10 protein-coding genes and 3 pseudogenes are annotated in these 14,059 nt (G+C 67.7%); 2 read left to right on the top strand and 11 right to left on the bottom strand.

Going from position 1 to position 14,059, the window contains the following annotated elements; translation table 11 throughout:
* Positions 1–131 precede the first annotated feature (131 nt).
* The 3 pseudogenes from ACZ5YD_RS12595 to ACZ5YD_RS12585 form a co-directional block, all read right to left on the bottom strand.
* Positions 132–3,105, bottom strand: a pseudogene (locus tag ACZ5YD_RS12595) (LAGLIDADG family homing endonuclease); the annotation flags it as partial.
* A gap of 24 nt (positions 3,106–3,129) precedes the next feature.
* Positions 3,130–4,455, bottom strand: a pseudogene (locus tag ACZ5YD_RS12590) (LAGLIDADG family homing endonuclease); the annotation flags it as partial.
* 45 nt (positions 4,456–4,500) lie between these two features.
* Positions 4,501–5,103, bottom strand: a pseudogene (locus ACZ5YD_RS12585) (ribonucleotide reductase N-terminal alpha domain-containing protein); the annotation flags it as partial.
* A 585-nt stretch (positions 5,104–5,688) separates the two neighbouring features.
* Here ACZ5YD_RS12585 and ACZ5YD_RS12580 point away from each other — a divergent pair.
* Positions 5,689–5,898 carry a hypothetical protein gene (locus ACZ5YD_RS12580; RefSeq protein WP_379744081.1) on the top strand — a complete coding sequence of 70 codons (210 nt, stop codon included), beginning with the start codon at positions 5,689–5,691 and terminating at the stop codon, positions 5,896–5,898.
* Between the two features lie 12 nt (positions 5,899–5,910).
* Here ACZ5YD_RS12580 and trpG read toward each other — a convergent pair whose 3' ends face one another.
* The 6 genes from trpG to ACZ5YD_RS12550 all read right to left on the bottom strand — a co-directional run bounded on the left by trpG (position 5,911) and on the right by ACZ5YD_RS12550 (position 11,661).
* Positions 5,911–6,540 (bottom strand): anthranilate synthase component II, encoded by a 630-nt coding sequence (trpG, locus tag ACZ5YD_RS12575; RefSeq protein ID WP_379744083.1) that lies wholly within the window; start codon positions 6,538–6,540, stop codon positions 5,911–5,913.
* Positions 6,537–8,285, bottom strand: a complete 1,749-nt coding sequence (gene trpE / locus ACZ5YD_RS12570) for an anthranilate synthase component I (RefSeq protein ID WP_379744085.1) — start codon at positions 8,283–8,285, stop codon at positions 6,537–6,539. Before trpE ends, trpG begins: the two co-directional genes overlap by 4 nt.
* On the bottom strand, positions 8,282–8,926 hold the full coding sequence (locus tag ACZ5YD_RS12565) for a phosphoribosylanthranilate isomerase (RefSeq protein ID WP_379744087.1): 645 nt from the start codon (positions 8,924–8,926) through the stop codon (positions 8,282–8,284). Before ACZ5YD_RS12565 ends, trpE begins: the two co-directional genes overlap by 4 nt.
* Positions 8,926–9,978, bottom strand: coding sequence for an anthranilate phosphoribosyltransferase (trpD, locus tag ACZ5YD_RS12560; protein WP_379744088.1), 1,053 nt, complete (start codon positions 9,976–9,978; stop codon positions 8,926–8,928). Before trpD ends, ACZ5YD_RS12565 begins: the two co-directional genes overlap by 1 nt.
* A 252-nt stretch (positions 9,979–10,230) precedes the next feature.
* Positions 10,231–10,317: a hypothetical protein gene (locus tag ACZ5YD_RS12555; protein ID WP_464384474.1), complete on the bottom strand. Its 87-nt coding sequence runs from the start codon at positions 10,315–10,317 to the stop codon at positions 10,231–10,233.
* 177 nt (positions 10,318–10,494) lie between these two features.
* Positions 10,495–11,661, bottom strand: coding sequence for an amidohydrolase family protein (locus ACZ5YD_RS12550; protein WP_379744091.1), 1,167 nt, complete (start codon positions 11,659–11,661; stop codon positions 10,495–10,497).
* Between the two features lie 144 nt (positions 11,662–11,805).
* Here ACZ5YD_RS12550 and hmgA point away from each other — a divergent pair, with 144 nt between their 5' ends.
* Positions 11,806–13,020, top strand: a complete 1,215-nt coding sequence (gene hmgA, locus ACZ5YD_RS12545) for a hydroxymethylglutaryl-CoA reductase (NADPH) (RefSeq protein WP_379744093.1) — start codon at positions 11,806–11,808, stop codon at positions 13,018–13,020.
* Between the two features lie 26 nt (positions 13,021–13,046).
* Here the strand turns inward: hmgA and ACZ5YD_RS12540 are convergent, their stop codons facing one another.
* Positions 13,047–13,400, bottom strand: a complete 354-nt coding sequence (locus tag ACZ5YD_RS12540) for a hypothetical protein (protein ID WP_379744095.1) — start codon at positions 13,398–13,400, stop codon at positions 13,047–13,049.
* A 96-nt stretch (positions 13,401–13,496) separates the two neighbouring features.
* Positions 13,497–14,033: a DUF5817 domain-containing protein gene (locus ACZ5YD_RS12535; RefSeq protein WP_379744097.1), complete on the bottom strand. Its 537-nt coding sequence runs from the start codon at positions 14,031–14,033 to the stop codon at positions 13,497–13,499.
* Positions 14,034–14,059 lie beyond the last annotated feature (26 nt).

Below are 14,059 nucleotides of genomic sequence, written 5' to 3'. Positions count from 1 at the left end.
GCCCGTCTCGATCCGCTGGGTCACGCCGTTGAGCGAGTCGGGACGGGGACGCGTCTCCGCGTAGTTGACCGTCGGCCGCTCGCTCGCCTCGAGCAGGTCGTCGATCTCCGCGTCGAGTTGCGCCCGGACGTCCTCGTTGTCGAGGAACGCCTCCACGCCGCCGAAGACCTCCTCGATCTGCTCGACGATCGTCTCCGCCGCCTCGGACTCGTCGGCGAACTCCGCGTTCTTCGCGCGCGTCGTCAGGACCTGCTTCGAGCGCGTGCCGTCGCGGTAGACGGTGACGCCCTTTCCGCCGTGGTCGTAGATGTAGCGGTAGACCTCGTCCATGTCCTCGAGCGAGGCCGAGTTCGGGAAGTTGCAGGTCTTCGAGATGGCCGAATCGACCCCGCGCTGGCAGGCACACTGGACCGCCGCGTGCTGTTTGCCCGAGAGGTCGCCGGTGACGACGAACAGCTCGCCGATCGGGTTCGGAACCGTCTCGAGTCCCTCGACGCCGTCGAACTCGTTTTCGGCCATCTGTGCTTGGGCCTCGCGTTTGACCGCGTCGACGTCGATGTCGTTGGCCTCCAGGGTCCGCAGGAAGTAGTCGTCGAACTCGACGAGCATCTCGTCGCCCTGGACGTCGTCGGAGACGTTCTTGTAGTAGGCGACGTTGTAGATGGGCTCACAGCCGCCGGTCGTGTTGCCGACCATCGAGGTCGTTCCGGTCGGGGCGATCGTCGTCGTGTTGTGGTTGCGGATCGGGAAGCCGTCGGCCCACTCGTCGGCGTCGAGTCCCGTGTGGTGTTCGAACCACTCGCGGTACTCGGTCGGGTCGGCGTACTTCGAGTCCGCCCAGTCGTTGAACGAGCCGCGCTCCCGGGCGAGTTCGTGTGACGTCTGCTTCGAGACGTGGTTGATGTGGGTCATCAGCTGGCCGGCGATCTCGTTTCCGGTCTCCGAGCCGTACCGGACGCCGAGCTGGATGTACAGCTGGGCCAGCCCCATCACGCCGAGACCGATCTTCCGCATGTCCCGGACCTTCTGTTCGATCTCCGGGACCGGGAAGTCCGACATCGTGACCACGTTCTCGAGGAAGCGCGTGCCGTAGTCGATGCGTTCGTCGAACGCCTCGAAGTCGATCGCCTCCTCGAGGAAGGCGTCGATCGCCGCCTCCTGCGTGTCGTACTCGTCGGCGTGCTCCTCGCTCCAGACGCGCCAGTCGGGCGCGTCCATATCCGCGAGCGTCGAGAGGTTGATGTGGCCGAGGTTGCAGGCCTCGTACTCCTCGAGCGGCTGTTCGCCGCAGTTGTGAACCACGAGACCGTTAGCAACGAACGAACTGGTCTCGGGTTCAGTTAGGTCATATACGGTTTCGTGACCGTCCGGATCAACGGACGCGACCGTCGCTTCAAATCGCTCGGAATAGGGGCCACGATCGTAGTCGTCGAGTCGCTCATCGAGTGCCTCGTTCTTCGAGTCGAGCAGGAAGCCGATCTCGTCGCGGAACCGTAGCAGATTGTCCTTGGAGATGACGAGATCGTGATCCGCCTGACGTTCGTACTCGGCCGTTCCACCGTTTCCGTCCGGCATTTCCTGAACGCCGGCCTCGTGACGTTCCTCGTAGATCTTGCTGTGGACTCCGAAATTAAGCAGGAGTCGCTGTACCTGTTTCAGAAGGTCCGTACTCGTACTTGTCAGACGAACCGAGTTACCCTTCTCGTGAGTTCCGTGTACGCCGCCATCAGCAGTAAACAGAGCGCGAAGGAACCCGCGGGCCATCTCCTCGCTTCCTCGCATTACTGCGTCGGGTACCTGGAGTTTCTCGTCAACGAGGTCAGCCTCCGCAGCGTACTCGTACAGTCGAGACGACCGAACGCGCTGCTCGACTGCCTGTGCGCCGCGATAGTCATCGCTCCGAGCGATCTCCGAAACGCCGATCTCGTAGTCAGCGTTTCCGGCCGGCTCACGGACGACGTCATTTACGTCCGTGGCGAACGCATCGGAAATTTGACTGTCCTCGTCGTAGAAATTGAGAACCGCGCGTTCCTCGCCGTGCTTGAGGTGTCCGTCACCGACGAGCCAGCCAAGGACTCGACCCTCCTCGGCCGATCCGTGCTGTCCAAACTCGCCTTTCCGGTTCTGAACGTGGACGGAATCACCGGCCTCGAGGTTCTCCGCCTCGACCCAACCGTCGTCCGTCATCACGCGGTGGTCGGCAGTCAGACGGAGTTCGTACCCCTCCTCGGTGGTGAGCTTATAAACGTCCTTTTTACCGGTCTTGTAGACGCTGCTCGCTTCCTTGAGCGTCTCTTCACTGAGACGACCGTCGACCACGACGTCGCGCGCGACGCCCTGTTCGTAGAGTTCTTCAGCTTCGATGAGACCGTTTTCCGTACTGATCAGCGTGTCACCGGTGACACACGGATTCGTCGCCAGGATCCGGTGGTCGGGGTGTTCCTCGACGTCGAAGGAGTGCTGTTTGTTCACCCGTTCGAGGTAGATGACGCCTGGCTCGCCGTTCTCGTGGGCGCCCTCGACCATGTGCTCCCAGATCTCGTCGGCCGGGATCGACAGCTCCTCGCCGACCTCGACGTGGTGGCCGAGGTCGAACATGTCGTAGAGCTCCTTCGTCTCGGCGGTCGCGATGTGGGGCTCGTCGGTGCGGGGGTTCGTGAAGACGAACTCCTCGTCGTTGTACAGCGCCTCCATGAAGTCGTCCGTGACCCCGACGGAGATGTTGAAGTTCGACAGGTGGCCCTCGACGGCGTTCCGGAGGTGCTTGGGGACGCGCCCCTCGTCGTCGATCAGCTCGCGGGCCTCATCGAGGGCGTCCTTGAAGGAGGTGTGGGTGTAGTCGTCCGGGTCGTTGAGCCGCAGCGAATGGGCCAGGGAGACGTCCTTGTTCTTGGCGTGGATGAACTGGATGACGTCCGGATGGGAGACGCGCATCACGCCCATCTGGGCGCCGCGCCGCGCGCCACCCTGGGCGATCGTTTCGCACATCTGGTCGTATGTGCGCATAAAGGTGATCGGTCCGGAGGCGATGCCGCCGGTTGACCCGACCGAATCGCCGTACGGTCGAAGCTGCCAGAACGCATATCCCATGCCGCCGCCGCTGTTGTGCGAGACGACGCCGTTGGCGACGTATTCGTGATTGTCCGCGACCGTGACGTCGTAGACCGTCGCCGGGTCGGACTCCTCGACCGCGGTGACCTCCTGGGTCCACTCGCTCTCCGAGTCGAGGTCGCCACAGGTCGTCGCCTCGAGGTCGGCGTCGGCGATCGAGTCGGCCATCGTTTCGCCGCGATCGTCGATGAAGCCGACGTGGTCGGCGTATCGCGTCAGGCCGAGATCGTCGGTCGGCGCGACGGTGTAGTACTCGCGCTCGTCGTTCTCCCACTCCCACTTCGTGGCGGGGATCCCGACGCCCAAGAGGAGCTGGTGAACGCCGTCGATGAGGTCCTCCGAGGCGCTGTAGAGTCGGGGGTAGCGGTCCTTCGAGAGCGTGCCGTCGGCCGAAAAGAGGCCACGGACGAAGGCGCACACGCGCTCGCGGTCGGCCGCTCGGACCGCGTCGGGCACCGTCGCCTCCGCCGAGGAGGGTTTGGCGTCGCCGAAGTTCCGGAGCCAGAACCGCTTGATCTCGTGGCTGTGGATGACGGCCTCGTAACACCCGTCGCTCCAGGTCCAGTCGGCGCCGACGTCGAAGAGGTCACGCGAGAGGCGGTCGACGCATTCGAGCGTCTCCTCACGGGCGATGTGGAAGCGGATCCCGTCCTCGTGGATCGACCCGTCGCCGATCCACAGCCCGAGCAGCTCGGCGAGAGCGCTCGAGAGCGTCTCCGGCTGCGTGACGGTCTTCACGGCCCGGCCGTTCGCCGGGAGCGACTCGGCCGCTCGAGCGTTTCGAACGGTCGTCTGATGGACGCCGAGTTCGGCTGCGATCTCCGCGTCGGTGTGGCCGCCATCGTGGAGCTGTCGGAGTCGATCCTCGTCGAAGCTTCGACCCGCGGGGCGACCGCCGGATCCGTTCGCCGGAAGGTCGAGCTCGCCGGCACGCCGGCGCTGGATGGTCGACGGGGAGGAATCGAGTCGTTCCGCGATCGCGTAGTCGCTGAGTCCCGCCGCGTGCAGTTCCGCGACCGCCTCGTTGGAGACGGTTCGATTGGCCGCCCACTGTGGGCCCGCCTCGACGGACTCCAGCTCGACGTGGTTCGCAGTCTTCTCGGGGAGCCAGCCGAGACGGACCGAGACCGTGCTTCCGGCCTCGATCTCGTCGAGTCGAGTCCACTCGCCGTCGACGAGCAGCCGGTGGTTCGGCGTCCCGCGAACCGTGAGGCCACCCTCCGTCCGGAGCGTCATCGTCGGCGCATCGTCGTAGGCGTGAACCTCCTCGACGGTTCGCGTTCGATGGCTCTCGCCGTCGCGCTGCCGGATCGAATCGCCGGGCTCGACGTCGGCGATCGACACGAGACCCTTCCCCTCGACGTGAACGGTCGCGTCGGCGGTCAGACACTGGAAGACCTCCGCGGCCTCCTTGGCGGTCTGGTGGATGTCGGTGATGTCGTCGTCGGGGGAGTCGACGAAACACGCGGACAGCTGCTGGAGCTCGTCGCCGGCGTTCATCAGCGTCGGCGAGTTCGGCATGAAGGAGAGCGACTCCATCCCCTCGCGGAAGGTCGCGGCGGTCTCCTCGACGTGTTCGCGGATCTCCGCGGGGAGCTCCGGGACGATCGTCTCGTAGGAGAACTTGTTGACGTTGTGGGCTGTGAGCGTCGTCTCCGCGTCGTCGTCGGCGGTGACGCCCGCGCCGAAGACCTCGCTCGCGAGCTCGTCACGTCGCGGGTGGTCGGGTTTGATCTGGTCGGGCGTGACCGTGATCTCGACGTCGCGTCTCTCGGACTCGTAGACGGCCTCCGCGAGCGCGACGTTGTTCGCGACGCGGACGAACAGCTCCTCTTGGGTCTCGATCTGGTTCCCGTCGGCGTCCTTTCGCAGATAGCGGGCGGGGAGAATGTTGTGGTAGGCGTTCGACGTGAGGCGGTCCTCGAGCGTCTCGCCCGTGGTTCGTTTGATCGGCAGTTCGAGCTCGTCTGCGGAGAGATCGCTCCCGCTCATCGCGCGAGAGCGCCTCCTCGGTCACGTGTCGTATGGTGCATCTATCGTGGTGTGGTACTGGCGAGGTGGCCCCTTGTATCTTCGGCTTCCGGGTCCAAACGGACGTCTTTCTATACGATCACTGACACTCGTTCGGTCGCACGGACGAGGCCGTGCGTGTACGTAAATCTGATCGTCCCGGAAGCCACATAAACATGACCCCTCCGGGGCGAAAGTGAAAAATCGAATCGATGATCGCCAGATAGAGACCGGACACACAGTGGAACCGAAGGGGAGGTCGAGGGACGTCCTCGCGGTCGTGTCGGAGGAAACGGGCCGATCGAGCCTCGGCGTCGATCGGTCGTCACGGTCGTTTCGTCCGCGAAATGATCGAATTCATATATTTTTCGGGCGGGCCGAACAGCGCCGTTCCGTCACGCTCGCGCGCGATGGGACGATCGACGCAGAACGGGCCCGGAACGAACCGGTGGCCGGCGAGGGCGTCAAAGGGCGGTCGAATCGGGGGCGGTCAAATCGGTCGTCTCCGAACGCGCTCGGACGCGTTCGACACGTACACTTATACGGTCGGTAGCCCTGCATCCGGACATGTACGATCCGACATCGCTGATCGCGACGGCACCCATGCAGGCGGGCATCGCCGCGAGTCCCTTCGGACGGCTGTTGATCGGGCTCGTCGCCGTCGCGATCGTGATCATCGTCGGGCGCATGGTCCTGGCGGTCGCCTGGCGGCTCGTCACCATCGCGGCCGTGATCGTGGCGCTGCTGTTCGCGATCTCGGCCGCCGGGATCATCTGAACGGACCCGGGATCACTCGGTCGGGAGGTCCGCTCGGGACGAACGATCGGCGACGACCCGCGTCAGGAAGTTCCGGATCACGTCGTGGCCCGCGCCCGTGAGGACGCTCTCCGGGTGGAACTGGACGCACTCGATCGGGTGCTCTCGGTGGCGGATTCCCATCACGAGTTCGGTTCCCTCGTGGTCCGTCGTCGCGGACACCTCGAAGACGTCGGGGACGTCGGTCGCCACGAGCGAGTGGTAGCGGCCGGCCCGAAAGCCCTGATCGAGGCCAGCGAAGACGCCCGAGCCGTCGTGGTCGATCGGGAAGGCCTTGCCGTGGACCGGCTCGGGGGCGTGGCCGACCGACCCGCCGTACTCGTAGACCGCCGCCTCGAGACCCAGACAGACGCCGAGAGTGGGGACCGTCGGCGAGAGCTCCCGGAGCACGTCCATCGTCACCCCGACGTCGCGGTCGTGTTTCGGGTGTCCCGGCCCGGGACTGATCACGATCGCGTCGGGATCGGTGTCGGCGACGTCCGAGAGCGTAGCGCGGTTCTTCAACACCGACGTCTCCACGCCGCCCTCGAGGGGCTGTTCGGAGACGTACTCGACGAGGTTGTAGGTGAACGAGTCGTAGTTGTCGACGAAGGTGACCCTCACGCGCGATCGACCTCCGTCCCGGTCTCGGGTTCCGACCCGGGTTCCGGCGCGACGTCCTCCGAGGCTCCGTCGGGATCGTCGGCGACGTCGCCCTCGCGAATCGCCTCGACGGCGGCCCGCACGCCGTCCATCTTTCGTTCCGTCTCCTCGTACTCCGATTCGGGCACCGAGTCGGCGACGAGTCCCGCGCCGGCCTGGATCGTGATACGGTCGACGTCGTGGTCGCGTCCCGTTCCAGCTCCTACATCGGTGCCCGCGGCGTCGCCGATGTCCACCCCGTGATCGACCGTCGCGGTTCGAATGACGATCGCGAAGTCGGCGTCGCCGGTCCACGAGTAGTACCCCACGCCGCCGCCGTAGACGCCGCGAGGGGAGCGCTCGAGCTCGTCGATGATCTCCATCGCGCGAACCTTCGGGGCGCCGGTCAACGTCCCCGCCGGGAACGTCGCGCGCGTCGCGTCGAAGGCGTCGTTCCCCGCGGCGATCGTGCCGGTCACGGTCGACTCGATGTGTTGGACGTGGCTGTATTTGAGGACGTTCATGAACTCCTCGACGCGGACCGATCCCGGCTCGGAGACCCGACGGACGTCGTTTCGCGCGAGATCGACGAGCATCGTGTGTTCGGCGCGCTCCTTTTCGTCCGCGAGCATCTCGCCGGCGAGCCGCCGGTCCTCGACCGGGCTCTCGCCGCGCTTGCAGGTGCCGGCGATCGGGTTCGAGACGATCCGGTCGCCCTGGACGGACACGAGCGTCTCCGGGCTCGCGCCGACGATCGACCGATCGCCGTGGGACAGCAGATACATGTACGGCGAGGGGTTGATCGACCGCAGCGCGTCGTAGAGGCCGAGCGTGTCGACGTCGCCGTACAGCTCGCGTGTCCGGGAGATCACGCCCTGATAGATGTCGCCGTCGAGGACGCGCTCCTTGGCGGTTCGGACGGCCTCCTCGTAGGCGTCCTGCGGATCCGCCGTCTCCGAGACGCCGCGGAATCCGCCGGTCTCCGGCGTGCTCGCCTCCCGCAGCTCGGCGAGGACGTCTGCCGCCTCGGCCCGAAGCTCGTCGTGGATCTCGCCGGGATCGTCCCCGGAGCGGACGATCGGCGTGAAGACGAGCTCGGCCGTGTCGGCGACCTCGTCGAAGACGAGCGTCCGCGTCGTGAGGCAGAACTCGGCGTCCGGAACGACCGGGTCGGGGCGGTCGACGCCGACCTCCTCGAGCCAGAGATCGTAGACCGAGTCGTAGGCGAGAAATCCGACGAACCCGCCAGAGAGCGTCTGTCGCTCGGTGTCCGGGAATCCGCGCCGCTCGACGTCGGGGAATGCGTCGCGGACGCGGTCGAGGACGTCGCCCGTCCCCGGATCGCCGGCTTCCGCGAGCAGATCCGCGCCCGGACCGAGACGGGTCAGCTCGGTTCGGTCGGGATAGACGGAGAGGACCGCCTCGGGGTCGTAACCGACGAACGAGTAGCGCGCGTGCCGGTCGGCGTCGGTGCCCGCCGCGAAGGCGCCGTCCGGATCGCTGGAGGCGACCTTCTCCGCGGACTCCAACAGGAAGCTGTGGTCGCTGCGGTCCGCGAGCGCCGCGTAGGCGGCGAGCGGCGAGACGTCGGCGTCGAGGGCGACCGAGACGCGAACGACGACCGCGTCGGCTTCGTCGCTCAACGCGTCCTCGGCGTGGTCGACGAACGCCTCGCGGGACGTCGAGAGGTCGACCTCGATCGAGGCGGACTCGGAGCCCGGGGTCACGCGAGGGTCACCTCCCGTCCGGCGTTCCTGACGAACCGGGCGAGCGCGTTGTGGTCCTTGCGGCCACCCTCGAGCTCCACGCCCGAGGCGACGTCGACGGCGAAGGGGTCGGCCACCTCGACCGCCTCGGCCACGTTGTCGGGCGTGAGGCCGCCGGCGAGCACGACGGGCGTGGTGAGTCGCGCGGCCAGGTCGCCGGTCGCCTCCCAGTCGTGGGTGCGTCCGGTCCCGCCCGCGCCCTCCTCGGTGGTCGAGTCGACGACGAGCGCGTCCGCGGCCTCGGCGAGACGCTCCGCACGCTCGTGTTCGTCGGCGTCGACGGTGAGGAGCACCTTCGTTCCGGTCTCGGCACGGACGTAGGCGACCTCCTCGGGCGTCCACTCGCCGTGGAGCTGGAGGGCGTCCGGTCCCACGAGCCCGGCGAGTTCGACCGCGCGTTCCGGCGAGTCGGGCATCGTCACGAGCGTGCCGGTCACGAACGGGGGGACGTCCGCAAGCAGGTCCGCGGCGGCGGCCGGATCGACCTCCCGGGGCGTCTCGACGGGCACCTCGGATACGACGCCGACCGCGTCGGCGCCGGCCTCGATGGCGGCCCGAACGTCCGCGTCCCGGGTCAGCCCGCAGATCTTCGCGCGGGCCATCACTCGCCCGCCCGCGTTCCGCCGGCCCCGTCGGCGAGCGCGTCGGGGGACTCACCGCATAACGCGGCGAACTTCTCTGCGGCCGCGCCGGAGTCGATGGCGTCGCCCGCGACCCCCACGCCCTCCTCGATCGAATCGGCGAGACCGGCGACGTAGACGGCCGCGCCGGCGTTCGCGAGGATCAGGTCGCGTTTCGGGCCGGTCACCTCGCCGGAGACGATGCCGCGGAGGTCGGCCGCGTTCTCCTCGGGCGTGCCGCCGGAGACGTCCTCGATCGGGGCGCGTTCGAGTCCGAGGTCGGCCGGCGTGATCGCGTACTCGGTCACCTGATCGCCCTCGACCTCCGCGACGGCGGTCTCGTCGTGGAGCGCGATCTCGTCCATGCCGGAGCCGTGGACGACGAGCGCGTGTTCGACGGGCATGTGCGCGAGCGAGTTCGCGATCTGGGGGACCAGATCGGGATCGTAGACGCCGAGGACCTGCGCGTCGGCCCCGGCGGGATTCGTGAGCGGTCCGAGCACGTTGAAGATCGTCCGCATCTCCAGTTCCCGGCGCGGGCCGATCACGGCCTTCATCGCCGGATGGAACACCGGCGCCAGCATGAACCCGATCCCGTCCTCGTCGATCGCCGCCTCGACGGCGGGCGGTTCGGCCTCGACGTTCGCGCCCGCGACCTCCAGCACGTCCGCGCTGCCCGACGAGGAGGAGACGGAGTAGTTCCCGTGTTTGGCGACCGCCGCCCCGGCCCCGGCGGCGACGATGGCCGCCGTGGTCGAGACGTTGATCGTGTCGTAGTCGTCGCCGCCGGTCCCGCAGGTGTCGACGAGGTACTCGCGGTCCGGGTCGATCGTCCGTGCCGCGTCGCGCATCCCCTTCGCGAATCCGGCGATCTCCCGTTCGGTCTCGCCCTTCGTCCGAAGCGCCGCCAGCAACGCCCCGATCTGTGCCTCGGTGGCGTCCTCGAAGACGAGCCGGGCCGTCTCGCGAGCCTCCTCGACGGTCAGGTCCGCCCCCTCCGTCACGCGTGTGATGGTGTCGTTGATGGTCGTCATTGATGTATATGTCCGTCTTGTAGTGTACATATGTGTACATCTTCTTAAGCCTATCGTCCCGGGGAGTGCGTCCGCGGCGGGAACGGAGGGACGGAGGGCCGCGGAGAAGAAAGAAAAGAGGAGGAAGGACAGGGAAAAGAAAGGAGAAGAACGCCCCCGGGGGACCGGCGACGTCGGGAAAACGGGCTCCGGACACGTCTCACGTCGAACTGACCGACACCCCGTCTCCCATGGTCGACATGCCGAAACGGCCTATACGTCGCGGGGTCTCCCGATGTGACGCAGTTCGCCGCCGCAGTCCGGGCAGATTCGAACGTCGGGATCGGTCGTGCGCCCCATACATTCGAAACATTCGTACATCGATTCGGATCTAACGTCGATCTTTGGACGCATATGTCGGGTGAAACGAACCGAACATATAGTTCGAACCCTGAAACACCTAATATTCTCGTGTTCCGTTCAAGGCGAGGGGTCGCAACGAAGCGCGGAACGTCCGGCGACCGTCAGCCCGGGGTCCTACCGTGCGTCGTGAACGATCTCCCCGTCGACGACCGTCAGATCGACGTCGATCTCCCGGATGGACCCGGGCTTGTCCCAGGGGGACTCCGAGAGCGCGACGAGGTCGGCGCGCTTGCCGCGTTCGATGGTGCCCAGATCGTCCTCGTCGAACCCGGCGTATGCGGGTCCGCTCGTGGCGGCTCGAAGCGCCTCGGAGACCTCGAGACCCGAGCGCTCGTCTCCGACGTCGACCGCCCGGTGGGCGTCGGAGAGCGGATCAACGGGTCCGCCGCCGGATCCGAACGCGAGAGGGATCCCGGCATCGAGGAACGTGCGGTAGGAGATTCCGCCGTCGTCCGGGTCGGGCGCGGACGGCCGGACGGACGCGACCGCGTTCGCCGCCGCGATCCGGTCGATCTGCTCCTCACGTACGTGCTCTGCACGCTCGATCCGGTGGCGGGCCCCTCGATGTGGGTCGCCTTCTCCCGGTATCGTTTTTCCGCCCGCACCGTCCGTCGTTTTCCCGCCCGCACCGGCCCCGGAAGCGTCGAGAACTGCGTCGACGGCCTCGGCGTCCGTGGCGTCGACGGAGAGTTGGTAGCCGCCACCGATCGCCTCGGCGACATCCGCCGTCGTCTCCTCGGCTGGCGCGAACGCGATCGGACCGACTCGAACGTGCTCGCTGCCCGCGTTCGTGGGGAGTCCCGCCTCCGCGACCGCGTCGAGACGCTCGGCGCCGTAGACGATCCGAACGCGCAGGGACAGCTCGCCGGCCGCCCCGAGTTCCCTGAACGCGCGAGGGGCGAGCGCGGCGGCGGACGCGTCATGAACTCCCGTGACTCCCCGAGCGTTCGCGTGGGCGATCGCCGCCGCGAGGATCTCGCGCGTCTCGCGCGCGTTCGGCTCGTCTCCCGAATCCCCGGAGGCGCTCGTTCGTTCGGCATCGAGAAGCCGGCGTCCGAGGGACGTGAGATCGGCGTACGCGTCGACGAAGCCCGGCAGGAGGACCCGCCCGTCGAGGTCGACGACGGTCGTGTCGATCCCCGCGAGGAACTCGACGTCGTAGCTCGCGCCGAGACGCACGATCTCGCCGTCGCGAACCGCGAGCGCCTCGTGGGTTCGATCCGGATCGGTGAGCGTGTGGATCTCGCCGTCGAGCAGGACGAGGTCCGCGGCGTCGGTCATGTTCGTTCGAGCGGCGCAGATCGGGTTAATTGTTCGGGAGCGGGACGGTCGACGTGATCGCGATGGCGACAAGAATCGCGATAGCGACCGGGATCGATCCCGAGAACCGATACGCCTTAGCGTCCGCCGCGAACACGTCCGTCCATGCCCACCCCAGAGGAACTCGCGGATCGCGTTCGCGCGTGCGAACTCCGCCTACACGAGCTCGAGTCGCACGCCGACGCCGACATCGCCGCCGCGGCCCGGCGACGGCTCGTCGCCGAAACGGCGGATGCCGATCTCGAGACGATCGGCGAGTACACCTTCGAGGCCGCCGCCGCCGAACCGAACGTCGAGAACATGGTCGGAGCGGTCCAGGTTCCCCTCGGCGTCGCCGGCCCCGTGACGATCGACGGCGGCGCGCTCTCGGGGGATCGATACCTCCCGCTCGCGACGACGGAGGGCGCGCTCGTGGCGTCGGTGAACCGCGGCTGCTCAGTGCTCGAGGCCGCCGGCGGAGCGAGCGCGCGAGTGACGAAGACCGGCATGACGCGCGCGCCGGCGTTCAAGACGTCCGGAATAGTCGAATCCGAGGCGCTCGCCGGATGGGTTCGGGACAACGAGGATCGGCTGGCGGCCGCCGCCGAGTCGACGACGAACCACGGCGAGTTGACCGACGTCACGCCCTACGTCGTCGGCAACAACGTCTACCTGCGGTTCCGCTACGACACGAAGGACGCGATGGGGATGAACATGGCGACGATCGCCACCGGCGAGGCCTGCGAGCTGATCGAGGCGGAGACCGACGCCTCGCTCGTCGCGCTCTCGGGGAACCTCTGTACGGACAAGAAGCCGGCGGCGATCAACGCGATCGAGGGGCGCGGCCGGTCGGTGACGGCCGACGTGCGGATTCCCGAGGACGTCGTCGAGGAGCGGCTCCACACGACGCCCGACGCGGTGGCGGAGATCAACACGCGAAAGAACCTCGTCGGGTCGGCCAAGGCGGGGTCGCTCGGCTTCAACGCCCACGTCGCGAACGTCGTCGCGGCCATGTTCCTCGCGACCGGCCAGGACGAGGCGCAGGTCGTAGAGGGCGCGAACGCGATCACGACCGCGGAGGTGACGGCGGACGGCGACCTCTACGTCTCCGTCTCGATCGCGAGCCTGGAGGTGGGGACGGTCGGCGGCGGAACGAAGCTCCCGACGCAGGCGGAGGGACTCGACGTGCTCGGCGTTCGCGGCGGGGGGGACCCCGCCGGCGACAACGCGGACGGGCTCGCGGAGGCGATCGCGACGGGCGCGCTCGCGGGCGAGCTGTCGCTTCTGGCCGCGCTCGGGTCCAGACACCTCTCGTCGGCACACGCCGACCTCGGTCGATAGGGAGTCGAAGACCTGACTATACGGCCTCAGATCGACGCGCCCCCGCGTCCCCCGCGAAGGATCGCGTCCTGTAACAACAACACGCCGCCGACCCCCAGAAGGGCGATCCCGAGCCACGCGATGGCCCCGTCGGCGTCGAGCGCGACCACGAGGAATCCCGCGCTCGCGAGCGTGTGCCCGGCCATCTGCTCGTAGTAGCCCTCACGGGCGTACGCGATCGCGACGACGGCGAACCCGACCCCACAGACGCCCAGCGCGACCCGGACCGCCGCGGCGCTCGCGAGCCCGGGAGCGAACACCGTCGCGGCGACGGCGAGGACGACCGCCCCCACGAGCACCCCCCCGACCGTCCCGATTCCTCGAACCGGATCGACTGCCATGGTAACTGTACGCACAGCACCGGCTTAAACACCAGTCAGACGCCCGTCATCGACTGGAGGGACGGCGAGCGCGATCCGGGGGTCGTCAACTGCGAGTCACAGCCGCCGATAGACACCGCGGGACTCGGAGACCTCCCCCCGACGCCGAAGCTTCTCGAGCAGATCGCGGGCGGCATCGGGTGGAACGCCGTCGTCCGTCGCGTAGGACACGACGTCGTCCTCGGTCGGTTCCTCGAGATCGTCGAGGGCGCCACGGACCACGTCGATACGGGACCCGCTCCCGGATCGGGCGTCGCCGCGGGACGACCGCTCGCCGGCCGTCTCGATGGCGTCGGCGTCCAGTCCGGACCCCTCGAGGTACTCGCGGTCGTCGATGCCCGAGTCGTCGATTCGGTCCTCGAGCTCGCTCACGTGTGCCACCTCCGAGAACGCCTCGCTGTCGTCGTGTTTGTTTGCGAGGAGCGCCGCGCGGGCCTGACGGGCCGCGGCGCGGTCCTCTGACTCGAAGAAGCGCTTCAGCCGTTTCGTCCGGTGGGTCTTGCGACAGCGCGGGCAGGTGGCGGACTCGCTCGTCTCCGGGTCCGCGAGCAGCCACATCGTGCCGCATCGGTTGCACCCGACGACCGCGTACATACGGACCGGTTCGGCGCCATCGTACC

It is taken from the genome of Halopenitus salinus, assembly GCF_055397165.1.
This window is presented reverse-complemented; position numbering and strand designations above follow the sequence as displayed.

Coding starts and splice junctions, on each gene's coding strand:
- ACZ5YD_RS12535 (WP_379744097.1), bottom strand. CDS start 14,033: ATGTACGCGGTCGTCGGGTGCAACCGATGCGGCACGATGTGGCTGCTC.
- ACZ5YD_RS12565 (WP_379744087.1), bottom strand. CDS start 8,926: ATGGCCCGCGCGAAGATCTGCGGGCTGACCCGGGACGCGGACGTTCGG.
- ACZ5YD_RS12580 (WP_379744081.1), top strand. CDS start 5,689: ATGTACGATCCGACATCGCTGATCGCGACGGCACCCATGCAGGCGGGC.
- ACZ5YD_RS12550 (WP_379744091.1), bottom strand. CDS start 11,661: ATGACCGACGCCGCGGACCTCGTCCTGCTCGACGGCGAGATCCACACG.
- hmgA (WP_379744093.1), top strand. CDS start 11,806: ATGCCCACCCCAGAGGAACTCGCGGATCGCGTTCGCGCGTGCGAACTC.
- ACZ5YD_RS12555 (WP_464384474.1), bottom strand. CDS start 10,317: ATGGGGCGCACGACCGATCCCGACGTTCGAATCTGCCCGGACTGCGGC.
- trpD (WP_379744088.1), bottom strand. CDS start 9,978: ATGACGACCATCAACGACACCATCACACGCGTGACGGAGGGGGCGGAC.
- ACZ5YD_RS12540 (WP_379744095.1), bottom strand. CDS start 13,400: ATGGCAGTCGATCCGGTTCGAGGAATCGGGACGGTCGGGGGGGTGCTC.